Source organism: Variovorax sp. 679 (genome assembly GCF_003952185.1).
Lineage (GTDB): Bacteria > Pseudomonadota > Gammaproteobacteria > Burkholderiales > Burkholderiaceae_C > Variovorax.
Map to the genome: position 1 here is coordinate 303,708 of NZ_RXFS01000002.1, position 23,356 is coordinate 327,063.

22 protein-coding genes and 1 tRNA gene are annotated in these 23,356 nt (G+C 68.7%); 11 read left to right on the forward strand and 12 right to left on the reverse strand.

The genetic code is table 11. The annotated features are described in order from the left end of the window. Window positions 1-37: 37 nt before the first annotated feature. Window positions 38-1,288 carry an MFS transporter gene (locus tag EJO71_RS05385; RefSeq protein ID WP_125947789.1) on the forward strand — a complete coding sequence of 417 codons (1,251 nt, stop codon included), beginning with the start codon at window positions 38-40 and terminating at the stop codon, window positions 1,286-1,288. Window positions 1,289-1,303: 15 nt separating this feature from the next. Here the strand turns inward: EJO71_RS05385 and EJO71_RS05390 are convergent, their stop codons facing one another. Beyond that, on the reverse strand, window positions 1,304-2,230 hold the full coding sequence (locus EJO71_RS05390; protein ID WP_125947788.1) for a LysR family transcriptional regulator: 927 nt from the start codon (window positions 2,228-2,230) through the stop codon (window positions 1,304-1,306). A 48-nt stretch (window positions 2,231-2,278) separates the two neighbouring features. On the opposite strand from EJO71_RS05390, the gene EJO71_RS05395 reads away from it, so the two are divergent. The 3 genes from EJO71_RS05395 (at window position 2,279) to EJO71_RS05405 (ending at window position 4,616) form a co-directional block, all read left to right on the forward strand. Beyond that, entirely contained in the window at window positions 2,279-2,803 is a 525-nt protein-coding gene (locus EJO71_RS05395; RefSeq protein ID WP_125947787.1) for a GNAT family N-acetyltransferase, read from the forward strand. Window positions 2,804-2,812: 9 nt separating this feature from the next. After that, the gene (locus tag EJO71_RS05400) at window positions 2,813-4,066 is read left to right on the forward strand and encodes an MFS transporter (protein WP_125947786.1); all 1,254 of its coding nucleotides are present in this window, start codon (window positions 2,813-2,815) and stop codon (window positions 4,064-4,066) included. Between the two features lie 88 nt (window positions 4,067-4,154). Then, entirely contained in the window at window positions 4,155-4,616 is a 462-nt protein-coding gene (locus EJO71_RS05405; RefSeq protein ID WP_125947785.1) for a helix-turn-helix domain-containing protein, read from the forward strand. Window positions 4,617-4,650: 34 nt separating this feature from the next. Here EJO71_RS05405 and EJO71_RS05410 read toward each other — a convergent pair whose 3' ends face one another. The 3 genes from EJO71_RS05410 to EJO71_RS05420 form a co-directional block, all read right to left on the reverse strand. After that, on the reverse strand, window positions 4,651-5,943 hold the full coding sequence (locus tag EJO71_RS05410) for an OprD family outer membrane porin (RefSeq protein ID WP_125947784.1): 1,293 nt from the start codon (window positions 5,941-5,943) through the stop codon (window positions 4,651-4,653). 56 nt (window positions 5,944-5,999) lie between these two features. Next, window positions 6,000-7,181: a DUF1624 domain-containing protein gene (locus EJO71_RS05415; RefSeq protein ID WP_125947783.1), complete on the reverse strand. Its 1,182-nt coding sequence runs from the start codon at window positions 7,179-7,181 to the stop codon at window positions 6,000-6,002. An 84-nt stretch (window positions 7,182-7,265) separates the two neighbouring features. Then, window positions 7,266-7,712 carry a hypothetical protein gene (locus EJO71_RS05420; RefSeq protein ID WP_125947782.1) on the reverse strand — a complete coding sequence of 149 codons (447 nt, stop codon included), beginning with the start codon at window positions 7,710-7,712 and terminating at the stop codon, window positions 7,266-7,268. Between the two features lie 133 nt (window positions 7,713-7,845). On the opposite strand from EJO71_RS05420, the gene EJO71_RS05425 reads away from it, so the two are divergent. Continuing rightward, window positions 7,846-8,427: a TetR/AcrR family transcriptional regulator gene (locus EJO71_RS05425; protein ID WP_125947781.1), complete on the forward strand. Its 582-nt coding sequence runs from the start codon at window positions 7,846-7,848 to the stop codon at window positions 8,425-8,427. Here the strand turns inward: EJO71_RS05425 and EJO71_RS05430 are convergent. From EJO71_RS05430 to EJO71_RS05450, 5 genes are all read right to left on the reverse strand, one after another. Next, complete coding sequence (locus tag EJO71_RS05430) at window positions 8,424-10,781, reverse strand: hypothetical protein (protein ID WP_125947780.1); 2,358 nt, start codon at window positions 10,779-10,781, stop codon at window positions 8,424-8,426. The two genes, EJO71_RS05425 and EJO71_RS05430, sit on opposite strands and share 4 nt — an antisense overlap. Before the next feature lie 17 nt (window positions 10,782-10,798). Beyond that, a tRNA-OTHER gene (locus EJO71_RS05435) sits at window positions 10,799-10,872 on the reverse strand. Window positions 10,873-10,918: 46 nt separating this feature from the next. Further along, complete coding sequence (locus EJO71_RS05440) at window positions 10,919-12,184, reverse strand: AI-2E family transporter (protein WP_125947779.1); 1,266 nt, start codon at window positions 12,182-12,184, stop codon at window positions 10,919-10,921. Then, the gene (locus EJO71_RS05445; protein ID WP_125947778.1) at window positions 12,181-12,930 is read right to left on the reverse strand and encodes a LytTR family DNA-binding domain-containing protein; all 750 of its coding nucleotides are present in this window, start codon (window positions 12,928-12,930) and stop codon (window positions 12,181-12,183) included. Before EJO71_RS05445 ends, EJO71_RS05440 begins: the two co-directional genes overlap by 4 nt. Next, entirely contained in the window at window positions 12,927-14,027 is a 1,101-nt protein-coding gene (locus tag EJO71_RS05450; protein WP_240651846.1) for a histidine kinase, read from the reverse strand. The genes EJO71_RS05445 and EJO71_RS05450 overlap by 4 nt, the downstream gene beginning before the upstream one ends. 38 nt (window positions 14,028-14,065) lie before the next feature. Here EJO71_RS05450 and argH point away from each other — a divergent pair, with 38 nt between their 5' ends. Genes argH through EJO71_RS05465 form a run of 3 tightly spaced genes read left to right on the forward strand, consistent with a single transcriptional unit; the run spans window position 14,066 to window position 17,809 of the window. Further along, entirely contained in the window at window positions 14,066-15,463 is a 1,398-nt protein-coding gene (gene argH, locus EJO71_RS05455) for an argininosuccinate lyase (protein WP_125947777.1), read from the forward strand. Window positions 15,464-15,491: 28 nt separating this feature from the next. After that, complete coding sequence (locus tag EJO71_RS05460) at window positions 15,492-16,967, forward strand: rhomboid family intramembrane serine protease (protein WP_125947776.1); 1,476 nt, start codon at window positions 15,492-15,494, stop codon at window positions 16,965-16,967. Between the two features lie 17 nt (window positions 16,968-16,984). Further along, the gene (locus EJO71_RS05465; RefSeq protein WP_125947775.1) at window positions 16,985-17,809 is read left to right on the forward strand and encodes an ABC transporter substrate-binding protein; all 825 of its coding nucleotides are present in this window, start codon (window positions 16,985-16,987) and stop codon (window positions 17,807-17,809) included. Window positions 17,810-17,818: 9 nt separating this feature from the next. Here EJO71_RS05465 and EJO71_RS05470 read toward each other — a convergent pair whose 3' ends face one another. Both EJO71_RS05470 and EJO71_RS05475 read right to left on the reverse strand, forming a co-directional pair. Then, entirely contained in the window at window positions 17,819-19,129 is a 1,311-nt protein-coding gene (locus tag EJO71_RS05470) for a hypothetical protein (protein WP_125947774.1), read from the reverse strand. Window positions 19,130-19,161: 32 nt separating this feature from the next. Continuing rightward, window positions 19,162-19,701 carry a hypothetical protein gene (locus tag EJO71_RS05475; protein ID WP_125947773.1) on the reverse strand — a complete coding sequence of 180 codons (540 nt, stop codon included), beginning with the start codon at window positions 19,699-19,701 and terminating at the stop codon, window positions 19,162-19,164. A 136-nt stretch (window positions 19,702-19,837) separates the two neighbouring features. Between EJO71_RS05475 and EJO71_RS05480 the strand changes: the two genes are divergently transcribed. The 3 genes from EJO71_RS05480 to EJO71_RS05490 all read left to right on the forward strand — a co-directional run bounded on the left by EJO71_RS05480 (window position 19,838) and on the right by EJO71_RS05490 (window position 22,083). Next, window positions 19,838-20,431: a sigma-70 family RNA polymerase sigma factor gene (locus EJO71_RS05480; protein WP_125947772.1), complete on the forward strand. Its 594-nt coding sequence runs from the start codon at window positions 19,838-19,840 to the stop codon at window positions 20,429-20,431. 34 nt (window positions 20,432-20,465) lie between these two features. Continuing rightward, window positions 20,466-21,227, forward strand: a complete 762-nt coding sequence (locus EJO71_RS05485) for an anti-sigma factor (RefSeq protein ID WP_125947771.1) — start codon at window positions 20,466-20,468, stop codon at window positions 21,225-21,227. Between the two features lie 97 nt (window positions 21,228-21,324). Beyond that, the gene (locus EJO71_RS05490) at window positions 21,325-22,083 is read left to right on the forward strand and encodes an SGNH/GDSL hydrolase family protein (protein WP_125947770.1); all 759 of its coding nucleotides are present in this window, start codon (window positions 21,325-21,327) and stop codon (window positions 22,081-22,083) included. An 18-nt stretch (window positions 22,084-22,101) separates the two neighbouring features. On the opposite strand, the gene opgC is transcribed toward EJO71_RS05490, so the two are convergent. Continuing rightward, window positions 22,102-23,244, reverse strand: a complete 1,143-nt coding sequence (gene opgC, locus EJO71_RS05495; protein ID WP_125947769.1) for an OpgC domain-containing protein — start codon at window positions 23,242-23,244, stop codon at window positions 22,102-22,104. Between the last annotated feature and the right edge of the window lie 112 nt (window positions 23,245-23,356).

Below are 23,356 nucleotides of genomic sequence, written 5' to 3' on the forward strand. Positions count from 1 at the left end.
GCCTCGCCTCCGGTGCTCCCAAGGACCGCTTCCCATCATGATGAATTCCCCAAGCAGCAACCCGTGCATCGACGACCTCGCTGCATCGGCGCCGGCCTCCGCGCCGGCTCCGGCATCGCGCTCCGCATGGCTCGCCGTCGGCTCGATCGCCGTCGGCACCTTCGCGATGGTCTCGACCGAGTTCATGCCCATCGGCCTTCTCACCGACATCGCGCGCGGGCTCAACGTGTCCGATGGCACGGCCGGCCTGATGGTCACCATGCCCGGCGTGCTGGCCGCGTTCGCCGGCCCGGCGCTGATCGTCGCCTCGGGCAGGCTCGACCGCCGCACCGTGCTGATCGCGCTCACCACGCTGCTGATCGCCTCGAACCTGCTCGCCGCCTTCGCGCCCAACTTCGGCACGATGCTGGTGGCGCGCCTGCTGCTCGGCCTGTGCGTCGGTGGCTTCTGGACTTTTGCGCCCGCCGCCGCCACGCAGCTGGTGCCGCATGCCTCGCAGGCACGTGCCATGTCGCTGGTGCTGGCGGGTGTGTCGGCCGCCACGGTGCTCGGGGTGCCGGCCGGCTCGTTCCTCGGCACGCTGTTCGGCTGGCGCGCCTCGTTCGCCGTGACCGGTGCGCTGGCTGCGTTCGTGCTGCTGGTGCAGCTGTGGCTGCTGCCCGCGATTCCGCCAGTGCGCGCCATCGGTGCACGCGACCTGCTGACGCCGCTCACGCGCCGCATGGCGCAGGTCGGCCTGCTAGCAGTGCTGTTCTTCATCGCCGGCCACTTCGCGGCCTACACCTACCTGAAGCCGCTGCTGCAGCAGGTGTTCGGCTTGGCGCCCAACTCGGTCTCGACGCTGCTGCTGGTCTACGGCGCTGTGGGCTTCGTCGGCACCTTCCTCGGTGGCAGCCTGGTGGCGCGCAGCGTGCGCGGCACCACCCTGCTGGCGGCGCTGATGCTCGCCACGGCCCTGCTGCTGACCACCGTGATCGGTTCCGGCTTCGTGCCCGGCGCGGTGGTTGTCGTGATCTGGGGCGTGGCCTTCGGCCTGATTCCGGTGGCGCTCACCGGCTGGATGATGGAAGCCGTGCCCGACGCGCCCGAAGCCGGCCAGGCCCTGCTGGTGAGCGGCTTCCAGGTAGCGATCGCTTCCGGCGCGCTGATCGGCGGCGTGACGGTCGACAGCTTCGGCATCTCCAGCGCGATGGTGCTCAGCGGCGTGCTGGTGCTGATCGCGGCGCTGATCGTCGGCACGCTGGGCCGCGCACGCGGTGGTGCAGCGCTCGCTGCGGTTCCGGAATAACGCGGCATTGGTCGGTCAACAGCTGCCGGGCTTCTTCCCGGCAGCTACGATCGCATCGAGCACTACGCGCAAGGCCTTGTTGACGGGCTTGTCGCGCCGGATCACGACGGCCAGCGTGCGGTGCATGCGGGGATTCAGCCGGCTTGTCTTCAGCTCGGGATGGGCGCCCCGCCCCACCATCGACATGCCCGGCACGATGGCATAGCCCAGCCCCGCGGCCACCATCTCCTTCATCGCCTCGACGCTGCCCAGCTCCATCACCGGCTGCGGCTGCAGTCCCTCCGCGGCAAACCAGCGGTCGACCAGCTTGCGCGTGTTGGCGGCGGGCTCGAACAGCACCAGCGGCAGCGCGCCCAGGTCGCCCGGCGTCACGCGCGTCTTCAACGGCTCGACGTCCGCCCGGCCGATGGCCACGAACTCGTCGTCGAGCACCGGCATCACCTCCAGCGAACGCCCGGCCACCGGCAGGGTGACCAGTGCGAGGTCGAGGCCGTTCTCTTCCACCTTGCGCGCCTGGTCCTCGGTGTTGCCGGTGCTGACCACCACGCCGAGTTCGGGAAAGCGCTCGCGCAGTCCGCGCAGCACGGCCGGCAGGAAATGCAGGCAGGCCGTGGCGCCCGTGCCCAGCCGCACGCGGCCCGCGATGCCGCTGGCGTGATCGGCCAATGCGTCGACGGCGTTCTCCACCGCAGTCTCGATGTTCTGCGCGTGACGCAGCAGCTCCATGCCCGCGGGCGTGGCCTGCGCGCGCTTGCCGACACGCTCGACGAGACGTACCGCCAGCCGGCGTTCGAGCTGGCGGATCTGCAGGCTCACGGCCGGCTGCGAGATGCCCAGCCTGTCGGCGGCGGCCGAGAAGCTGCCCGTTTCGATCACCAGCGAGAAGGACCTGAGCTGGTCGAGATTCAGCGATTTATCCAAAGTATTTCTTATGCTTTGCATAGGTCAGCGAAGCTTCACTTATCGATTGAGGATCGTCAAGATCGGTCCATGTCATCGCCACATCTTGCTTCCACCACCGTTGAAATCCTCGATGCCGAGCCGCGCCACATGACGGCCGTGCAGTCCATCTACAGCCACTACGTGCTGCACGACCTCTGCTCCTTCGAGGAGGAAGTGCCGGGCGTCGAGCAGATGCAGGCACGCCGCGCCGACGTGATCGCGCGCGGCATGCCCTATCTCGTGGCGATGCTCGACGGCGAGGTGGCCGGCTACGCCTACGCCACCGCCTACCGCGCCCGCTCCGCATACCGGCACACGGTGGAGGACTCGGTCTACGTGGCGCAAGGCATGCACGGCCACGGCATCGGCAAGGCGCTGCTGGGCGAGGTGATCTTGCGCTGCACCGACGCCGGATTCACCCAGATGGTCGCCTGCGTCGGAAACAGCGCCAACACGGGCTCGCTGCGGCTGCACCAGAGCCTGGGCTTCGAGCAGGTCGGCGTACTGCGCGACGTCGGCTTCAAGTTCGGGCGTTGGGTGGACACCGTGCTGATGCAGCGCGCCCTGCGCTGAGACCCCGTCATGCCGCACGACACAACTGGCCCCGCGCGCGGCTGGCTGGCGCTGCTGTGCGCGAGCCGGCTGCTGCAGTCGATGATCGTCACCGCCTATTCCGGCGTGCTGCCCTTCGCGATGGTCGACTGGCACATGACGGCCGCGCAGGCCGGCTCGATCCAGAGCGCCTGGCACGTGGGCTACATGAGCTCGCTGTTCGCGGTGGGCCTGCTGGCCGACCGCTTCGGACCGCAGCGCATCTTTCTCGTGGGCAGCGCAGTCAGTGCGATGGCGGCGCTCGCCTTTGCCCTCTTCGCTCGCGACCATCTCTCGGCGATGCTGCTCTACGGCCTGGCCGGACTGTGCGCGGGCGCCTCGTACACGCCGGGCCTGCAGCTGCTGGCGCAAAACACCGAACCCGCCGTGCGAGGACGGGCGATGGGGCTCTTCATCGGATCGTCGTCGATGGGCTATGCGCTCTCGCTCGCGGTGGTGGCGGCGTTCAGCCATCTGCAGCACTGGCGGCTGGGCCTGCTGGCGGCGGCTTGCTGCACCGTGGCGGGCGCGCTGCTGACGGCGCAGGCGCTGCGCCGCATGCGGCCGCCTTCGGCTCCGGCGCCCGGCGCGGCCCGCGAAGGCACCTGGCATGCGCTGTCCGCCACGGTGCGCGACAAGCCCGCCATGGCCGGCAACTGGGCCTACGCCTTCCACTGCTGGGAGCTCATGGCACTGTGGGCGTGGCTGCCGGCCTACCTGGTGGCCTCCTCGGGCACCGCTGCATCGTGGCAGGGCGCGGGCATCGCGCTGGCGGCGCTGGCGCATCTGGTCAGCGTGTTCGGCAGCATCGCTGGCGGTGCGGCTTCCGACAGGCTGGGCCGCGCGCGGGTGATGATGATCGCGACCGTCGCGAGCCTGTGCATGTCCTTCTCCTTCGGCTGGATGTGGAGCTGGCCGCTGTGGCTGCTGGCGGCAGCGGCCGCCGTCTACAACCTGCTCGCCATCGCGGATTCGTCGGTCTACTCGACCGCACTGGCCGACGTGGTCGCGCCGCACCGGCTGGGCGTGGCCTTCTCGGTGCGCTCGGTGATGGGCTTCGGCGCCGGCGCGCTCAGCCCGTGGATGTTCGGCCTTGCATTGGACTGGGGGCAGATGCGCTTCGGCCTCGGCAGCACGCACGCGTGGGTCGCGGCATGGAGCTCGGCCGGCCTGGGCGCGCTGCTCGGGCCGCTGATGATCGCGCGCTTCTCGCGGTTGCATCGCGTGCACATGGCGGCCCGCTGAGCATGCGCACGGCCTCGGGTTTTAAAATAAAACTGAGGCCGGCGCTGTTGCCCGAGCCCATCCCGATCCGGAAAGAACACAGTCCCTCATGGCCCAACGAAAAAGCCTCAAGGCCGACACATGCCCGATGGCACGCGCGCTCGACATCGTCGGCGACCAGTGGTCGCTGCTCGTCATCCGTGACGCCTTCGACGGCATGAAGCGTTTCGGCGAGTTCCAGCAGAGCCTGGGCGTCGCCAAGAACATCCTGTCGGACCGGCTGAAGAACCTGGTGCAGGAAGGCGTGCTCGAACTCGTGCCAGCCTCCGACGGATCGGCCTACCAGGAGTACGTGCTGACGGCCAAGGGCAAGGGCCTGTTCCCCGTGGTGGTCGGCCTGCGGCACTGGGGCGAGGCGCACCTGTATGCCAGGGGCGAGCCGCATTCGGTGCTGCTCGAGCGCGACAGCGGCAAGCCGGTGCCGAAGATCGAGCTGCGCGCGCGCGATGGAAAGCAGCTGGACCCGGACGCGACCTTCGTGAAGAAGCTGCCGGCCAAGGCGGCGCGCTGACGGGCGGCGCGCCCGCTCTTTCGCTCCTTTCTTCTCAGTTGCCTATCGGGTACTCCATGGCCACGCGGATCTGCCGCGTGTTGAGTTCGGCCTGCGCCTTGTTGTTGCGGTGCTCGCCGTAGCGCAGCAGGAAGGCCAGCCCCTTGGCGCTGCCCTGCTGGACCGTGTAGCGCAGCCACAGGTCGCGCTCCCAGTGCCTGCCGCCCTGGCCGTAGCCAAGCCAGGCATAGCCTCCGCGCACGGGCACGCGGCTGCCGTCGATGCCGCTGCCGCGGATGTAGGCCGCTCCCAACGCCAGCCCCGGTGCGCCCCAATGCGTGGCGTCGACTTCGTACCGCAGCTGCCATGACTGCTCGCGCGGCGCATTGAAGTCCGAGAGCTGCGCCGCGTTCCCGAGCCAGATCGCGCCACGCGTCACGTAGTCGAACGGCGTGTCGCCCGCCACCTTCTGCCAGCCGAGGCCCACGCGGTGCGGACCGTGGCTGTAGGTGCCCATCAGGCTGGCCGTGGTGTTGTCGATCGGCCCCGCCAGCGCACGGCCGGTGTCCTTGCTGCGATAGACCTGCAGGTCGAGGGACAGCGCGCGCTTCTCCCGGAGCGGCATCGTGTAGTGGGCGCCCAGGTAACCAGTGCGCCAGGTGTCCTTCAGGCGACCGAGATAGGCCGTGAGCGAGAGCGACGGAATGCCCTTCCAGGTTCCGCCGACGAAGTCGAACGCGTCGCCGCGCGGGGATTTCGGGTCGAGGTAGTTCACGACCAGCGGGTTGTCGGTGCCGCGCGCGTTGCGGTCGGTCGAGCCGGTGAAGCGGCCCGCCTGCAGCGTGAGGCCGTCGAACTCGTTGCTGGTAATGAGCCAGCCGTGCATGGTCTCGGGCAGCAGGCGCGTGTCGGACGAACTGAAGATCGGCGTCTTCACGCGCTGTTCGCCCACTTTCAGCACGGTGGAGGAGATGCGCGCCTTCAGCGCGATGCCGCCGCGTGCGATGCCGTCTTGCGCGTAGCCTGCGCCATCCACCGGCAGCATGCGGATCTTGCCGACGCGGAAGTCGTCGCCGGAGAGGTTGCGCGCAAGCGAGACATGCGCGTCGGCACCGAAGCCGATCCAGCCTTGCGTGAACCCCGACTCCACCGTGCCCATGAGGCCGTAGCCCCATTCCTGCGCGTAGTCGCTGCGCCGCGCTTTGGGCAGCGTGGCATTGCGCCCGCCATTGCTGCGGTCGCCACGCAGGTAGCTGCGGTTTTCGTACACGCTGCGCTGGAGCACGTTCCAGCGCGTGTCCTCGACGAAGCCGCCGGCCTCGCCAGCCATCGATGTGCCGCCCAGCATGGCAAGGGCCGCGCCGAAGAACCGGCCTGCGGCCGGCCTCTGAATTCCAACGGCGCTCACAGGTACTTCAGCCAGGCGATGTCGCGACGCCGCGCCTTCAGTGCCGCGAATGCGCGCACCGCGGGATACAGCGCGAAGGCCAGCGCGATGGCAGCGAGCCACACCGCCCAGACTGCGTCGAAGCCGAAGAACTTGCCCTGGTTGGCACCCCAGACGGCTTCCGCGCCGAGGTAGAGGAACTTGAGCACGTACAGGTGCAGCACGTAGAAGAACATCGGCGCCGAGCCGTACACGGCCAGCGGCGCGAGCCACGCTGCACCCTGCCGGCGCTCGAATGCGCGCAACAGCAGCAGGCCAGCTCCCAGCGTCAATCCGATGAACAGCAGCGACGGCGGGTACTTGGTGATGTTGAGAAAGGCCATCAGCGTGGTAACGGCGCTGTCGCCGGCCGCCCATGGCCTGTCGCCATAGATGTTCAGCGCCCTCAACAACACGAAGCCGGCCAGCAGCGCCAGGCCCCATGCCAGCAGCAGCCGCTGGCGACGCGGCGCGTCGGCACCGGGCAGGAACCACGGCCCGGCGGCGTAGCCCAGCGCGATCACGCCGATCCACGGGAGCAACGGGTAGGAAGTGCGCAGGCGCAGCGCGTCGGACACTTCGATCCAGCCCCTGTCGTGCAGCACCGCCCATGGCACGTGCAGCACATGACCCACGGGGAAGTGCACGCCGTCGAGCAGGTTGTGCCCCGCGACCAGCACCACACCCAGTGCGATCAGCGCCTTGCGCGGCAGCCACACCAGCGCCGCCAGGGCCAGCATCGACAGGCCGATCACCCAGATCACCTGCAGGAACACCTTGGCGGGCGGAAACTGGAAGGTCCACGCGAAGTTGATGACCGTGACTTCGAGCAGCACGAGGAAAAGCCCGCGCTTCCACAGGAACGACGACGCAGCCACACGGCCGTCCGCCTGCTTCGAGCCGTAGAGGAAGGCCGACAGCCCCGTGAGAAAGACGAACACCGGCGCGCACAGGTGAGCCAGCAGGCGACTGAAGAACAGCTCGGGCGGCGTTTCCGCGATGACCATCGGATCGGGCACCTGGCGATGCAGGTAGAAGGTCTCGCGCACGTGATCCAGCAGCATGAACAGGATCACGAGGCCGCGCAGCGCGTCTATGGAGAGCAGCCGGGCCGGGTTGCTGGCCCGGGTCGGTGAAAGAGTGGATGAAGATTCGGGCACAGCGTTATTGGGAATTGAATCCCAATATCGTAGCCCACCGATATGACACCCTCGCCGCCGCTCGCGTCGTCGGCGGCGGGTCGCTTACCCGGCGGCGGCTGCAGCCGCCTTCGCCTTGGCGGCCAGCGCGGCGAACTCCTCCTTGCCGAAGGCGGTGCCGAAGAGGCCCCAGCCGCCTTCCGCCGCCTCGGTCAGGATCACCCAGGTGCGCGCCGCCTGGCTCGGATCGCCCGAGAGCTTCGTGACGATCTCGGTCGCCTCCCTGGTGATCTGCTTCTGCCCTTCGCGGTTCAGCGAACCGGGCGGCGTGATGATCTGCACGCGCACCGTGCGGGCCTGCGCGGTGGTGGCCGTCTGCACGGCCGAAGCCGGCAGGCGGTGGATGTAGGCGGCGGTGTTGTCGAGGTGGAAGGGGCCGGGCTTGGCCACTCCCTCGGCGCGCAGCACGGCCAGCGTGAGGGCTTCGCCGAGCTGGCGGTCGGCATCGGCGGGGAACATGTCTGCGGGGGCGTAGACGTCGATCATGGGCATGGGAGTGCGTCCTCTGGCGTGTTGTGTGGGATACGGTCTCGATCTGAATGATGGTCATCATCCAGAAGCAGCATGATGATGAACATAATCCTCATCGTCAAGCACACGGATCGAGGATTCACGTTTCACCGCCATGGGCCATTCCAAAGCCAACAAGGAGCAAAGCCACGCGCGCATCGTGCAGACCGCCGCCGCGCGCTTCCGCGAGGAAGGCGTCGACGGCGTCGGCGTGTCCGACCTGATGAAGGAGGCCGGCCTCACCCATGGCGGCTTCTACCGCCACTTCGCCTCGCGCGACGAACTGGTGGCCGAGGCGGTCGAAAGCGCGCTGAGCGACGGCAGCCGCGCCGTCGAGGCGGTGGCAGCTTCCAAGGCGAGCCGGCAGGTTGTGGCTGCCACGCTGGTCGACGCCTACCTCAGCACCGCGCACCGCGACAGCCTGGCGACGAGCTGCGCCGTGACCACGCTGGCAGGCGACGTGGCCCGCAGCAACGAGCGGGCGCGTGCGGCCTACACGCAGCAGGTCAACACGTACCTCGACCTGCTCGCCAACCTCGCGGCAGCCGAGAAATCGAAGGGAAAGCGTGCGAAGGCCATCGCGGCGCTGTCCTCGCTGGTCGGCGCGGTGTCGCTTTCGCGAGCGGTCAATGACGAGGCGCTGTCGCGCGAGATCCTGAAGGCAGCGGCCGACGAGCTGAAGGCCCTGCTGGGTTAGCGTGCTGCCAGGGCCTCGGGCATCAGCCAGTGCCTGTCCTGGCTCCAACCGAGGAAAGGCCCGACGCCACGGCCCGTACCCTGTGCAGCCGCCGCCAACCCCGACAGGGCCGGCGCAAAGACACGCCGGAACTCGTGGCCCTGCGCATCCAGATGGGCTTTCGCCCCGACAAGGAATGCGTCAGTCTCGCTCGCACTGCACAGCGAGAGAAAAAAGACCATCTGGCGCCAGGCGCTGGCCGAGTTCTTGATCTGGATCAGCCGCGCGTGCCTGTGGTCGACCGCTATCTGCAACCGCTCGCAGACCCAGGCAAAACATGCGTGCGCCATGCCCGGCAACTGCCCTTCCAGGCGCGTACCAAGCCCGAGTTCGGTGAACAGCACGGCGAGGTTGTGAGTAGTCAGGACCTGTGCCTGCTCGAGCACCATGCCGTTGCGCGCTGCGCCCCATCCGCCCGGCTGCACGCCGGCGCGCGATGCGCACAGGTGCGCCAGCGCGTCGGACTTGCCATGACCCGTGCCCTTGGATTTCTCCGACGGCACGGGCATGGCACCGAGCGCAGCGCAGTCGATGCCGTAGTACCGCTCATACAGGCCGCCCTGCAGGAGCTTTGCCGCCACTTTCGCGGCCATCAGGAACTTGGGCGAGAACCGGCCCATGAAGATGTCGGCTGCCACCTCCTCGACCAAGGGCAGCTTGAGACCCGCCGCATCGCCCAGTGTCCACAGCTCCTGCAGCAGCTTGTTCGGAAGGATGGCCTGCGGAAACGCAACCAGCGCCAATTGCGAAGCTTCGGTCAGCGCCTGCAGCGCGGCACGGCGCGAGTCGGCGTCGCCCTCGCGGAAGCGTCCGATGGCCGCCACCCACGGCAACTCCTCGAAGCGCACCTGGGCCTGCAGGTCGACCAACAGCAGCGAGCGCCTGAGCCGGAACGCCCGGTCGAGAGACACCAGGAGCCTGCGCAGCACCAGGTCGGACACATCCGCCGCGCGCAACGCAGCACTCCATCGCGGCAACACCCTGGCCAGCACGTCACCAGAAGGAATGACGCCACGCTCGACCAGCTCGGCAGCCGTGCCCTTGCAAGCCCGTTCGACCTTGCGCCGCAGCGAGGACGGCACAGGCGTTCCCGCACGGATGCCGCTCGCGGCGGCTTCACTCACGTCGATGGGTGCGACCAGGGGTGCGGTGTCGTCGAGGCCCTCGTCGGCCCGACAGGCTTGCAGCCGCCTCGTGACCTGCTGTGCGATCTCCGCGAAGGTGGCCACGCCGACCTGCTCAAGATGTTGTTGCCGCCATGCCACGCGTCCGGCCGCATCCGGCAAGCCGCGCTTCGCGCGATAACGCGCCAGAACGAGGCGGATGCGCCCCACCTCCTTGCCGGTCAGCGACGCAGGTGTATCGACGCAGCGTTGCAGGGCTTCACGCAACGTGGAGAAGCTGTCGCCTTCGCGCTCAGGCCGGGCGCAGCGCGTATGGACCGCACGCGCCTGCGCGCAGTCCGCAAGCACAGCCAACGCACGCTCGCGCCATCCTTCGGGATAGCGTGCGCACGGCCAGCCGCCGGTCACCGTGAAGCCACCGGTCTCTCTGCGCAACCAGGCACCGTCGGCGCCACGCAGTGCGAGGGGTGCGTCGCCAGCCACAGTGTCGAACATCAGTGTGGCCATCCGATCGTAGAGCGGCCCCCAGACCCCCACAGCCTCCTTCTGCGCCAGGATCTGCGGATTCGGCTTCACTGCCTGCAGGCGCTTCGTGGCCGTTGCCACGTCGTCGACCCACAGCTGCATACCGTCGGTCGGTGTCTCGGGCAGTTCGGCAGGATAGAAGCGCAACGTAGAAAACCACGGCGACAGCGCTTCAACCAATGCCCATGCATCGTCCACCGCGCCAGCATGCACGAGCCAGGCCACCACGAGCAACGCCCCCTCCTCCGGCACCTCGATGCCGAAGCGCCCGGAGACAAGGAGCGACTGCAGCCTTTCGAGCCCCGCGTCCGTAAGGAAGAAGCTGTTCAGCGCGCGTCGGGCGTCAGCGTCCGGCACACCGGGCGCGCACTCATCACGCCACCGGCGTTCATGGGGTCTGAGAAGCCCGCCCGCAAGGAGCGCCCCGGTCGCGAACCCGCCGGTCACCACTTCGAGTGTGGCCCAGGCGGGCGTGCCCTTTACCGGCTTGCGCGAGCCGGCATCCAGGATGCCGCCTGCGCTGCCTCGGAGCACCGCAGTCCATTGGCGCAAGCGCTTTGCCGCGCCCTCGCGTACGTCGACATCCGCGTGCTCCAGCGCGGCGAACGCACGGGCTAGCTGGAAGCCCGCGTAGCCGCGCAGCGATACGTTCGAGTCGTCGTCCATGGGGGTAGCGAAAGTAGTGGGTCCGGGGGCTGGGGTTGAACCAGCGCCTTCTCGGTCCAAGCCGAGCGTTCTGCCACTGAACTACCCCGGAGCAAAAAATCAGGTGCCGTGCGTTTCTATCACGTGCACCGTGCGAGCTACTCGCCCAGCAACTCCCCGATCGGCTGCAAGTCTTCCACCCGGTCGCAGATCGACTTGATCACCATCGTGATCGGAATGCCCAGCAGCAGCCCCCAGATGCCCCAGAGCCAACCCCAGAAGATCACGCCCACGAACACCGCCACCGGGTTCATGCGGCTGGTGCGGCTGGTGAGCCAGGGCATCAGCAGGTTGCCCACCACCGTGTGGATGCCCAGCGACACGCCGGCCACCACGATGCCCATCTGCAGGCTGTTGAACTGCAGGAAGGCCACCAGCCCCGCGGCCGCCAGCACGATCACCGAGCCGATGTAGGGAATGAGATTGGTCACGGCCGCGATGATTCCCCAGACGGCCGCGTTCTCGACGCCGATGGCCCAGAACGCTAGGCCCGTCGCCACGCCCACGATGGCGCTCACCAGGATCTGCACAAGCAGGTAGCGCTCGATGTTGCGCGTGATGTCGTCGAGCACGTGCACCGTCACCTTCTTCCTCTGCAGGCTCGAGCCGGTGATCTTGATGAGCTTGCGGCGGAAGGTGTCGCCCGAGCACAGCGCGAAGTACGTGAGGAAGGCCACCAGCGTGAGCTGCCCCAGCGCGCTCAGCAGCCCGACGGTGCCGCTCAGGAGGTAGTCGCGCACATTGAAGCCGGGACGCTCGATGATGACGCGCGCCACGCCCTTGCGGGACGCGACCCGGGCCGAATTCTCTTCGGCGGCCTTCTCGAGCTGCGCCGCCGCCTGCTGCACGTTGTCCAGCGGCGTGGCGCTGGCGCCCTTGTCGCGGCGCATGGCCTGGCCCAGCTTCTGCGCCGCCACGGGCAGCGAATCGAGCAGCTGCGTGGCGCTGCCCGAGAGCGAATAGCCGGTCCAGCCCAGGCCGCCGAACAGCCCCGAGAGGATCAGCGCCGCGCCGATCCAGCGCGGCAGCCGCCAGCGATGGAGCATGTCCACCAGCGGCGACAGCGCGTAGGTCAGCAGCAGGCTCAGCATCAGCGGGATGAAGACGGCCTGCCCCCATTGCAGCGCGAACACGCTGGCCAGCACCGCGAGCACCACCAGCGAGGCGCTGCGCACGTCGACGGGCATGTGCAGCAGCAGGCGCTCGCGCGCCGGGGCGGGAGGCTCCGGCTCGGTCTCGGCAGGCGGCTCCTCGGGAGCAGATACGGGCTCAGGCTCCGGTTCGGCCGCAACCGGCGGCTGTGGCGGCTCGGCCGCCGGCTCCGGCGGCGGGGCCTCAGCGGGCGCTGGCTTGTCGTCGCTCATCGCGCTTCCTTCAGCACCTCGCGCACGGCGGCGAGCTGGCGGCGCGACACGGCCACGGGTTCGGGAATGGCGTCGAGCCGCAGGGCCCAGCCTTCGGCATCCTCGCCGTCGTCGTATTTCTCCAGCGCGCGGATCGCCGCACGCGCTACCAGTGCATTGCGATGCACGCGCAGGAAGCGATGCGGATAGCGCTCCTCGAACTCGTTGAGCGAGCCGTCGAGGATGTGGCTGCGCGTGGCGGTGCGCACCGTGAGGTACTTGTATTCGGACTTGAGGTAGAGCACCTCCGACAGCGGCACCCGCTCGGCGCGGCCGCGGTCCTGGATCAGCACCGTCTCGGGCGCGGCCTCGGCCTGCAGCGCGCGGCGCTCCTTCAGGAAGCGCTCGGCCTTCTGCAGCGCATGCTGCAGGCGCTCGGCGCGCACGGGCTTGGTGAGGTAGTCGACCGCGTCGAGGTCGAAGGCCGTCACCGCGTGCGCCGCATGCGCGGTCACGAACACCACGGCCGGCGCGTCGGCACGGCTGCGCAGCGCGCGCGCCACCTCGATGCCGTCGATGCCGGGCATGTGCACGTCGAGCAGCACCAGGTCGAGCGCCAGCGTGCCCAGCTGCTGCAGCGCCTCGGCGCCCTGCGAGGCCTCGGCCACCACCTCGGCGGCGGGCGATGTGCAGTCGCGCAGCAGCGTGCGCATGCGCGAGCGCGCCAGGGCTTCGTCGTCGACGATGAGTGTCTTGAGAGTCGTCATGATTCGGCGGGGATGGCTATGCGCACCCGGTAGCTTTTCTGGTCCATGCCTGCGCTGAATTGCATCTGCATGTCGTGCAGCAGCCGCAGGCGGTCGCGCACATTGGCCAGCGCGATGCCGTGGCCGCGCGGCAGCGGCTCGTCGGCCCAGCGCAGCGGCGGCAGGCTGTTGACCACCTCGATCACCACCATGCTGCCGCGCCGCTCGGTGCGGATGCGCAGCTTGGCGCCCTCGGGGCTGGGCTCCACGCCGTGCTTGATGGCGTTCTCGACCAGCGGCTGCAGCAGCAGCGGCGGCAGGCGCGCGTTGCTGGCGGCGGCGTCCAGGTCCCAGCGGATGCGCAGGCGGTCGCCGAAGCGCACCTGCTCGATGGCCAGGTAGCGCTCGGCCAGCGCGATCTCGTCGGCCAGCGTGCCCGATTCACCGGGGTCGGCCAGCGCCTGGCGAAACAGCTCGGCCAGGTCTTCCAGCATGGTCTCGGCCTTGGCCGGCTCCTCGCGCACCAGCGCGATGGCGCTGTTGAGCGTGTTGAACAGAAAGTGGGGACGGATGCGTGACTGCAGTTCTTCCAGCCGCGCGGTGGTCGCCGCCGGCGTCTGGCCCCGCGCGCGCAGCACCATCGCCGCCATCACCAGCCCCGCGAACAGGGAGCCGGCCAGGGCGCTGGCCAGCCAGGGCGCGCTGGAGAGCACGCCCGTCAGGCGCAGCAGGCCGCAGCCATAAAGCGCCGACAACGCGCCAAGCAGCGCGCCGGCCGTGTACTGCCAGTGCTTCGGCAGCCGCCGCAGCGGCTTCTTGAGCCCGCAGGCGCTCACCAGCCACAGCAGCGTGGCGGGCAACGCCCCGCCGGTGATGGTGGCGGTCTGCACCAGCCATTCGCCGGGCGTGGAAACCACGAAAAGCGCGGCGATCGCCACCACCGCCTCGACGAACACCACCGTGCGCAGCACCACGCCGATCTGGCACGCATCGAAGATCGACGGGCCGCCGTACGCGGAGGACGCGGCCGTGCGCGCCCTTTCCGACGACGGCGGGGGCGTGGGGGAGGAGCTGGCCGATAAAATCGCCGGGTTGCGCATCGCAGACATCTGATCCATCGGGTAACCAACCCATTATTGCCTCCAGGACGGCTCCCATGACCCAAAACCAACTCGACAAGAAATCCGAAGCCTGGTCGGCCCTGTTCTCCGAACCGATGAGCGACCTGGTGAAGCGTTACACCTCCAGCGTCTTCTTCGACAAGCGCCTGTGGCAGGCCGACATCCAGGGCTCGCTGGCCCATGCCGGCATGCTGGCCGCGCAGGGCATCATCAGCGTGGAAGACCACGCCGCCATCGAGCGCGGGATGGCGCAGATCCGTTCCGAGATCGAATCCGGCGCCTTCGAGTGGAAGCTCGACCTCGAGGACGTGCACCTGAACATAGAGGCCCGCCTGACCCAGCTGGTCGGCGACGCCGGCAAGCGCCTGCACACCGGCCGCAGCCGCAACGACCAGGTCGCCACCGACGTGCGCCTGTGGCTGCGCGGCGAGATCGACCTGATCGGCGACCTGCTGGTCGAGCTGCAAAAAGAGCTGGTGAACATCGCCGAGAAGAACGTCGACGTGATCCTGCCGGGCTTCACCCACCTGCAGGTGGCGCAGCCGGTGAGTTTCGGCCACCACATGCTGGCGTATGTCGAGATGTTCAGCCGCGATGCGGAACGCATGGCCGAGGTGCGCAGGCGCGTCAACCGGCTGCCGCTGGGCGCCGCGGCACTGGCCGGCACCAGCTACCCGCTCGACCGCGAGCTGGTCGCGAAGACGCTGAGCATGGACGGTGTCTGCCAGAACAGCCTGGACGCCGTGAGCGACCGTGACTTCGCCATCGAATTCACCGCCGCCGCCACCCTGTGCATGGTGCACGTGAGCCGCATGAGCGAGGAACTCATCCTGTGGATGAGCCAGAACTTCGGCTTCATCCAGATCGCCGACCGCTTCACCACCGGCTCGTCGATCATGCCGCAGAAGAAGAACCCCGACGTGCCCGAGCTGGCGCGCGGCAAGACCGGCCGCGTGGTCGGCCACCTGATGGCACTCGTCACGCTCATGAAGGGCCAGCCGCTGGCCTACAACAAGGACAACCAGGAAGACAAGGAGCCGCTGTTCGACACCGTCGACACGCTCAAGGACACGCTGCGCATCTTCGCCGAGATGATCGGCGGCATCACCGTGAAGCCCGAAGCCATGGAAGCCGCCACGCTGCGCGGCTACGCCACCGCCACCGACCTGGCCGACTACCTCGTGAAGAAGGGCCTGCCCTTCCGCGATGCGCACGAAACGGTGGCGCACGCCGTCAAGGCCGCCACCTCGCACAAGGTCGACCTGGCAGAGCTGCCGCTGGCCGTGCTGCAGCAGTTCAACCCGGGCATCGAGAAGGACGTGTACGACGTTCTGAGCCTGCGCGGCTCGCTGAACGCGCGCAACATCCTGGGCGGCACCGCCCCGGCGCAGGTGAAGGCGCAAGTGGCGCGTCACCGCGCACGCCTCGGCTGAGCGCGGCGGCAACAGCGGCAGCCGCACCGTGTTCTACGCCATCCCGCTCGAGAACAAACCGAGCTGGCGCAACCCACCGTGGATGACGGTGCTGCTGATCCTCGTGAACATGATCGTGTTCTGGGGACCGCAGCGCAGCGAAGAAAAAGGGCAGGAACGCGCCGCCGCCTTCTACGTGAAGAGTGCGCTGCCCGCACTCGAGCTGCCGCCCTTCGTCGAGTGGCTTGAAAAGACCGACCCCAAGCGCGGCAAGCTGGCCCGCCGCATGCTGCGGCACGAGGAGGCCTATCCGCAGCTTCTCGAAGGCCTGCAGAACGACCGGAAGTTCCTGCAGAAGCTGCATGCAGACGAGGTCATCACGCCCGCCAATCCGCAGTACGGCGACTGGAAGCGCGCCCGCCAGCAGTACGAGGCGATGCTGCCCGCGCCCTTCACCGAACGCTGGGCGCAAAGCTACGCGACGGACGCCGAGTTCAGGCCCTGGACCTGGATCACCAACGCCTTCCTGCACGGCAGTACGGGCCACCTGCTGGGCAACATGGTGTTCCTCTTCCTGTTCGGCTTCTCGGTCGAACTGGCGCTGGGCCGCGGCACCTACCTGGCCTTCTACCTGCTGGGCGCCGTTGGCGCCTCGGTGCTGGCCGGCTGGGCCTATGCCGGGGGCACTTACGGGCTGGGCGCCTCGGGCGCGGTCTCGGCGCTGATGGGCATGTACGCGGTGATGTACCGCTTGCGGCGCATCCGCTTCTTCTACCAGCTGTTCTTCTATTTCAACTACGTCACTGCGCCGGCCCTGCTGCTGCTGCCGGCCTGGATCGCCAACGAGCTGATGCAGCACTGGCTGGGCGGCAAGGGCATCGCCTACATGGCCCACCTCGGCGGCCTGCTGACGGGTGCGGCGCTGATGGCCGGTGCGATGCTGCTGGGCCGGGCGAAGACGCCCGAAACCGTCAAGTCGGAAATGGCAAGTGACGACGGCGGCTTCGAGGAGCACGTGGCCGCGGCCCGCAAGTTCGGCGCCGCGATGAAGTTCGACCGCGCCTGCGCCGAATGGCGTGCCGCCGCCGCGCTGCGCCCCAACGACGCCGATACGCTGCGCGCCTGGTTCAACACCGCCCGGCTGCAGCCCGCGAGCGACGACTTCCATCAGGCCGCGCGACGCATCTTCCGCCTGCCCGGCACCGACCCCGAGACGATCGCGCTGCAGCACGCCAGCTACAAGACCTACCTCGACCAAGCCAGGCCGGGGCTGCGCCTGAAGCCCGACGACATGGCCCGGCTCGCTCGCCGCTTCGCCCGCATCCGCGAGTTCGGCGATGCCGACATGCTGTGCCGCATCCTGCTGAAGACCGCGCCCGACCATCCGCAATTGGCCGACACACTTTCCGTGTGCGCCAACGGGCTGCTGCATGCCGGCGAGCGCGAGAAGGCCCTGGGCCTGTTGCCGCACTTGCTGCGGCTGGCCCCGAACGACATGGTGACGCGCGCCCTGCAGCGCGCCTGACAAGCAAGGAGACACGCATGAAACAGCCCGTGCCCTCCCACGCCATCGACCGCCGCGCCTTCTGCGCCGCGGGCGGGCTCCTGCTGGCGGGCTGCGCCGGCACCAAGGCCAGTTCGCAGGCAGCCGCCGCGGCGGAACTCGGCGCCACCGGCAAGCTGCGTGCCGCCATCAACTTCGGCAACCCGATCCTCGCCAGCCGCGGCTCGGGCGGCGAGCCGAGCGGCGTCTCGGTGGACCTCGCGCGCGAGGCCGCGCGCCGCCTTGGCCTGGCCGTCGAACTGGTGCAGTTCAACTCCGCCGGCAACGTGGTCGAGGCCGTCAAGGCACGGCAGGTCGACATGGCCTTCGTCGCCATCGACCCGGTACGCGCAGCGGACATGGAATACACCGCGCCCTACGTGATCATCGAAGGCGCCTACCTGGTCCGCAACGCTTCGCCGCTGCAGCGCAACGCCGATGTAGACCGCGCAGGCACCCGCGTCGTGGTGGGCCGCGGCAGCGCATACGACCTGTTCCTCACGCGCGAGCTGAAGGCCGCCACCCTGGTGCGCGCATCGACCTCGCCCGAGGTCACGAACCAGTTCCTGGCCCAGAACCTCGACGTGGCTGCCGGTGTGAGGCAGCAGCTCGAAGCCGATGCCGCGCGAGTGGGCGGCGTACGCCTGTTGCCGGACCGCTTCATGGTGATCGAGCAGGCCATGGGAGTGCCGAAGGGCCGTGTCGCCGCGCAGGCATGGCTTGGCGATTTCGTCGAGGAGATGAAGGCGTCAGGCTTCGTGGCCGAGGCGCTGAAACGGCACGGCATCGAGGGCGCCGCCGTGGCGCCTCGTAGAACCCTGTAGCGCCGGGCGCTAGGCGGCCGGGGTCGGCCGCAGCAGCCAGCGCACTTCCTGCGTCTGCTCGCTGTCGGGGTAGCGCGCTTCCATCGTCGTCAGGATGGGCTGCGCCATGTCGGCGCGCCCCAGCCCCTGCACCAGTGCGCGGGCGGCCAGTTCGTAGGCCTGCGGAATCGTCTCGTGTCCGCGAAAGCGCTTGTCGAAGCCCGAAATCAGCGCCAGCGTGGCGTGCGCGTCGCCGTTGCGCCATTCGGCGCGCGCCATCGCGATCACCATGGCCGGATCGTCGAGCGCGAAGGCCTTGTCCTTTTCCTTGCAGGACTTGAAGACCTTCAGCGCCTCGGAGGTCAGGTCGCGCCGCATCAGCAAGGGAATGAAGCGCCGTGCCTGGTCGAGCATGGTGTCCTTCTTGTCGGGCATCAGCGCCAGCACGCGGTGGTAGCGGCGCTGCGCCGAGAGATCGTCGTAGGCCGCCGTTCGCTGCGCCTCGTAGGCCATGCCCAGCGCGGCCGCGAGGTCGCCCTCGGTAATGAGCTGCGCCACTTCCGCGTCGATGCGCTGCGCCTCGATCTGCGCGGGCGTGCGGCGGTCGGCCGGCGCGCCGTCGGGCAGTTCGCTGCCCGGCACGGCGTCGAAGCCGAAGGCGTCGTGGTGCTGGAACATCACGTAGCCCAGCAGGCTCGCCATCACCCAGCCGAAGTAGATGAAGGCGAAGTTGATGATCGGCAGCACGATGCGCCCGTCGAACATCGGCAGCACCATCGCCAGCGCCACCTGCGCGCCGGTGCTCAGCAGGAACAGGAAGAAGCACAGCAGCGCATACGGCCAGCCGATGGTGCGCATCGCGTCCATCACGTGGGCCGGGTTCATCGCCTGGAAGAAGCTGGCCGACTGCACCAGCACGATCACCGCCGCCGGGAAGGTGAAGGACATGACGAAGAGGCCCACCGTGCCCAGGATGGGCGCGTACCAGGCGAGCCAGCCGATCAGGAAGGCCTGCACCAGCGAGATGGCGAACAGCTTCCACGGCATGTAGGTCCAGTCGTCGCTCGATTCACGGCCGAAATCGGCCGAGTCGTGGATGCCGCGCGCGCCCAGCGCGATGATCTTGAAGCCGTAGCGGCTGGCCGCCAGCATGATGCCGACCTCGATGACGAACAGGGCCAGCCCCTGGGGCAGGAAGAAGACCGCGTCGAAAAGCAGGCTGCAGAACGACAGCAGCAGGCCGTAGGCAAACGGCCGCATCTGGAACGGGAAGGCAAAGAAGCTGTTCAGGCGGTGCCAGAACGGTGGTGGCGGCGGCAGCGCATCCTTGACGGCGATCATGGCAACTCCCTGTACTGGCTTCTTTTTCTGACTTACTTGCGGAAGAACTCGCTCTGGCTCATGGCGCCACGGCCGCCCAGACGGACGACGGAGGCCTCCTGGGCGTGCACGAGGCGCATCTGGCCGAGCTCGCGCTCAAGGCGCTGGGTGAAGCTGGTCTTGACCTGGAAAGCGGATTCGCCCATCTGCAGCACGCTGGTGCCCTTGACGATGGCGCTCTTGCGGTCGGGAGCGACTTCGACGGAGTCGATGTGATAGTCGTAGTCGAAGGAAACAACGGCGCCCATCCGGTCGCCGACCATGCGCAGGGTCTCGAAGGTCTTGCGCTGCGCCTCGCAGGCCTCCTCGCGGTTGTGCGAAGCCTCCTCCGTGCGGCCCATCATGGTCGTCTTGCTCTCGATGACGGCATTGCGGCCGAGCTGCTTGCACAGCTTCTCGGCGTCGCGGTCGGAAATGGCGCGAGCCTCCTTGCGGTAGTAGTCGTGGACCATCGGCTCGTCGAGCTTGCGCCCGCCGACAAAGAAGTACCACGCACCCACGCAGAGCGCGATCACGATCGCAATTTGCTTCATTCTTCCCGTCCGCGCCGTGCGCGGTCCCTCGTTTATGCGCGGCAGTATACGTTCACAAATGTTTCCAAAAGACTTCATTCGCGCGGCGCATTGAATCCGGCGGCCGGGCCGCCCCGTATACCGGGCATGCGCATCGATGCCCCACAATCCGCGGATGCCAGCACCCAGCCCCGACGCCGAATTGATGGCGCTGATCGACCGGATCGGCCATCGCGACGAAGCCGCCCTGCGCCTGCTGTACGACCGCACCTCGCCCCGCCTGATGGGGCTGGCGATGCGCGTCGTCCGGCAGCGCGAATGGGCGGAGGACGTTCTCCAGGAGAGTTTTCTGACCGTCTGGCGGGTCGCCGGCGACTACCGCGCCTCGCTCAGCCCGCCGCTGGCGTGGCTGGGGCTCATCGTGCGCAGCCGGGCACTCGACCTGTTGCGCCGTCGCACCGCCGACCGCGCCCAGCTGACGCAGGAATTCGACGAGCTCATGGCCGACCAGCTCGAGTCGGACGCCCCCAACCCGGCCGACACGGCCGATGCCAGCGAGCAGGCCTGGGCACTGCACCAGTGCCTGAGCCAGCTCGAGGGCCGCCAGCGCGAGGTGGTCAGCCTGGCCTACCTGCGCGACATGAGCCACGGCGAGCTGGCCGAACAGCTCAAGCTGCCGCTCGGCACGGTCAAGACCTGGATACGGCGCGGGCTGGAAAAGCTGCGCGTCTGCATGGGGCGCTTTGCGTGAAGGCGATGGCGACGAAGAAAAAGGCGGTCACCCCATGAATCTCATCGCACACCCCGAACTGCTCGAGCTGCTGGCCGCGAGCCATGCGCTGGGCACCCTGCGTGGCGGCGCCCGCCGCCGCTTCGAGGCCCTGGCCCGCGAACAAGCCCCGGTGCGCGCCGCCGCGCTGGTCTGGCAAGGCCGGCTCGCGAGCATGACCGAGCTGCAATCCCCGGTCACGCCCGACCCTGCCGTGTGGACCCGCATCCGCAACATGATCGACGCCGAGCAGTCCGCGCTCGCCATCGAGCGCCAGCGCCAGGCCGCCAATGCCAAGGCCGGCGGCGAGCCGACCCAGGGCGGCTGGCTGCGCAGCCTCGCGCTGTGGCGCACCGCCACCGCAGCCGGCGCGCTGGCCACCGTGCTGGCCGTGACGGTCGGCCTGAACCTGCGCGACCAGCTGCAGAACGCCCCGGCGGTGCAGTACGTGGCCGTGCTCAGCGACGACAAGGACGCGGCCTCGATGCTCGTGACCTTCGATCCGAAGAAGAAACAGCTTGTGCTGCAGCGCGTGGGCAGCTTCAACGAGGGCAACGACAAGTCGCTGCAGCTCTGGGCCCTGCCCCCGGGAGGCGCGCCGCGTTCGCTGGGCGTGCTCGACAACGCCCCGGGCCTGCGCCTGAAGGCGTCGGAGTCCGACGTGCAGGCCGTGCCGGCGCTGGCCATCTCGCTCGAGGCCAAGGGCGGCGTGCCGGCGGGCAGCGGGCCGAAGGGACCGATCCTGTTCAAGGGCGCGCTCATCGAGAAGACCATCTAGGCGGGACTGCCTGTCAACGGCCATGGGCCCTCGGGCGTCGTGGTAGAAAATCCGGTTACTCCCGCCCTTTGCCTTCCCCGCCCCTCCGATGCATCCGATGAAAACCGCGATCGCCGCGGTCGCCCTGCTTGCCACGGCGATTGCCGCGAACGCCCAGTCTTCCTTCTTCCCCCAGGAATCCGAGACGGCCGCCGCCGAAGCTGCGTCCGCGCGCGACTACCTGGCCGCCAAGGCGCGCTGGCACAACGAGCTCGCAGCCTTCGCCCGCGCCGACCAGGACCGCTTTCCCGCTCCCGGCGGCGTGGTGTTCGTGGGCAGCTCCACGGTGCGCATGTGGAGCCGGCTGCAGCAGGACTTCTCGCGCGTGCCCGGCGGCGTGATCAACCGCGGCTTCGGCGGCTCCACGCTGGCCGACTGCGCCCTGTTCGCGCGCGACCTGGTGGTGCGCTACAAGCCGCGCCAGGTGATGGTCTACGCGGGCGACAACGACCTGGCGGAAGGCCGCACGCCGCTGCAGGTGCTCGACAGCTTCGCGCGTTTTGCCAACGCGGTGCGCGCCGAGCTGCCGGATGCGCGCATCAGCTTCATCTCGGTCAAGCCCAGCCCCTCGCGCGAGCAGCTGATGCCGCAGATCCGCGAGACCAACCACGTCGTCTCGGCCTACCTGAACCTGCTGCCCAACAGCGAGTTCATCGACATCTACACGCCGATGCTGGGCGCGGACGGACGCCCGCGCATGGAACTGTTCCGCAGCGACCGGCTGCACATGACGGACGAGGGCTACCGGCTCTGGCTGTCGGTGATCGCGCCCCACCTGCCGGGCCCTCCCGCGGCATCTGCGGCCAGCCTGCCCTGAATCGGACAGCCGCCTCGCTCAGGCCGGCGCAGGCTCCGAGGGCACGTCGTCCGCGGGCGGCGGCACATCCGCCGCACGCGTGAAGCGCGCCACGAAGTACATCCCCGAGAACACCACCGCCAGCAGCAGGCCGTCGCCCCACCAGGGCCGCGCCGTCTGGCTGTCGCCGTAGAAGGCCAGCACCAGCAGCACCGCGACAAGGTGCGCGCAGAACACCGGCAGCGATGCCGAGCCCATCGCCTCCAGCCAGCTCAGCCGCGGAATCCGCCGCATCAGCCACGGCCCGAAACGCACCGCGAGGATGCCCAGCGCCACCAGGTTCACCAGCCGCAGCGGCCCGAGCTGCCACTTGTCGAACAGCAGGTTCAGCTCAACGTCGCCGCCGAACGGCGCCTGCCCGTTGATGCCGGTGTGGCGCCAGTAGAGGCCGTAGAGCGCAACGCCCGCCGCCAGCGCCAGCAGCCACGCCGGGAAGCGCAGCGGCCGCGCATCCGGCCCGTTGCGGGTAGCACCGATGCACAGCCCCGCGAACCAGAGGAACTGCCACGCGTAGGTGTTGAAGGCTCCCATCTCGTGGAACGGCACCGGCACGCCCAGGTAGCGCACCGCCAGCCCGTAGACCCATTCGCTGAGCCCGAACTGCGCCGCAGCCCACACGGCTGCGCTCGCCGCCATCACCCCGGTCCAGCCGTGGCGCATGGCGAAGGCCAGCACCCAGGGGCTCATGAGCATGAAAAAGATGTACATCGGCAGGATGTCGAGCAGCGCCGGCTCGTAGATGAGCAGCAGCCCGTAGATGAAGCCCTCGCGAGGCTCCGCGAGGTAGTACGACACCAGGTTCTTCACCGCCGGCTGGTCGATGTGCAGCCCCACCGCGGTGATCACCGTGAACAGGAACAGCAGGGTCGCCGCCTGGCACAGGTATACCTTGAGCACGCGCCGCCAGAAGGCCTGGCGCATCGAGTCGACCCCGCGCACATGGCCGATGCGGCTGTACACCAGCCCGGCGACGAAAGCCGACAGCAGCACGAAGCCTTCGGCCGCCGAGACGAAGCCGAAAGGCTGGCCCAGCGGGTCGGTCAGCCGGGTGGGAAGGTGGGTGACGGTCATCAACACGAGCATCAGCCCGCGCAAGGCGTCTATTTCCCAGTAGCGTTTCATCGGTCGGCGGCGAGGTCTTGGTGGCGGTCTGCGCGGCGCACGCACGACGGCGTCGATTGTAAGAAGACCGGCGTAAGGCCCGCCGTGCCCGGCGATCAAGCCAACGGCCTAT

Excerpts from the sequence above, each read along its gene's own strand:
- EJO71_RS05385 (WP_125947789.1), top strand. The coding sequence starts at position 38 with ATGATGAATTCCCCAAGCAGCAACCCGTGCATCGACGACCTCGCTGCA.
- EJO71_RS05390 (WP_125947788.1), bottom strand. The coding sequence starts at position 2,230 with ATGCAAAGCATAAGAAATACTTTGGATAAATCGCTGAATCTCGACCAG.
- EJO71_RS05395 (WP_125947787.1), top strand. The coding sequence starts at position 2,279 with ATGTCATCGCCACATCTTGCTTCCACCACCGTTGAAATCCTCGATGCC.
- EJO71_RS05400 (WP_125947786.1), top strand. The coding sequence starts at position 2,813 with ATGCCGCACGACACAACTGGCCCCGCGCGCGGCTGGCTGGCGCTGCTG.
- EJO71_RS05405 (WP_125947785.1), top strand. The coding sequence starts at position 4,155 with ATGGCCCAACGAAAAAGCCTCAAGGCCGACACATGCCCGATGGCACGC.
- EJO71_RS05410 (WP_125947784.1), bottom strand. The coding sequence starts at position 5,943 with ATGCTGGGCGGCACATCGATGGCTGGCGAGGCCGGCGGCTTCGTCGAG.
- EJO71_RS05420 (WP_125947782.1), bottom strand. The coding sequence starts at position 7,712 with ATGCCCATGATCGACGTCTACGCCCCCGCAGACATGTTCCCCGCCGAT.
- EJO71_RS05425 (WP_125947781.1), top strand. The coding sequence starts at position 7,846 with ATGGGCCATTCCAAAGCCAACAAGGAGCAAAGCCACGCGCGCATCGTG.
- EJO71_RS05430 (WP_125947780.1), bottom strand. The coding sequence starts at position 10,781 with ATGGACGACGACTCGAACGTATCGCTGCGCGGCTACGCGGGCTTCCAG.
- EJO71_RS05440 (WP_125947779.1), bottom strand. The coding sequence starts at position 12,184 with ATGAGCGACGACAAGCCAGCGCCCGCTGAGGCCCCGCCGCCGGAGCCG.
- EJO71_RS05445 (WP_125947778.1), bottom strand. The coding sequence starts at position 12,930 with ATGACGACTCTCAAGACACTCATCGTCGACGACGAAGCCCTGGCGCGC.
- EJO71_RS05450 (WP_240651846.1), bottom strand. The coding sequence starts at position 14,027 with ATGGATCAGATGTCTGCGATGCGCAACCCGGCGATTTTATCGGCCAGC.
- argH (WP_125947777.1), top strand. The coding sequence starts at position 14,066 with ATGACCCAAAACCAACTCGACAAGAAATCCGAAGCCTGGTCGGCCCTG.
- EJO71_RS05465 (WP_125947775.1), top strand. The coding sequence starts at position 16,985 with ATGAAACAGCCCGTGCCCTCCCACGCCATCGACCGCCGCGCCTTCTGC.
- EJO71_RS05470 (WP_125947774.1), bottom strand. The coding sequence starts at position 19,129 with ATGATCGCCGTCAAGGATGCGCTGCCGCCGCCACCACCGTTCTGGCAC.
- EJO71_RS05475 (WP_125947773.1), bottom strand. The coding sequence starts at position 19,701 with ATGAAGCAAATTGCGATCGTGATCGCGCTCTGCGTGGGTGCGTGGTAC.
- EJO71_RS05480 (WP_125947772.1), top strand. The coding sequence starts at position 19,838 with ATGCCCCACAATCCGCGGATGCCAGCACCCAGCCCCGACGCCGAATTG.
- EJO71_RS05485 (WP_125947771.1), top strand. The coding sequence starts at position 20,466 with ATGAATCTCATCGCACACCCCGAACTGCTCGAGCTGCTGGCCGCGAGC.
- EJO71_RS05490 (WP_125947770.1), top strand. The coding sequence starts at position 21,325 with ATGAAAACCGCGATCGCCGCGGTCGCCCTGCTTGCCACGGCGATTGCC.
- opgC (WP_125947769.1), bottom strand. The coding sequence starts at position 23,244 with ATGAAACGCTACTGGGAAATAGACGCCTTGCGCGGGCTGATGCTCGTG.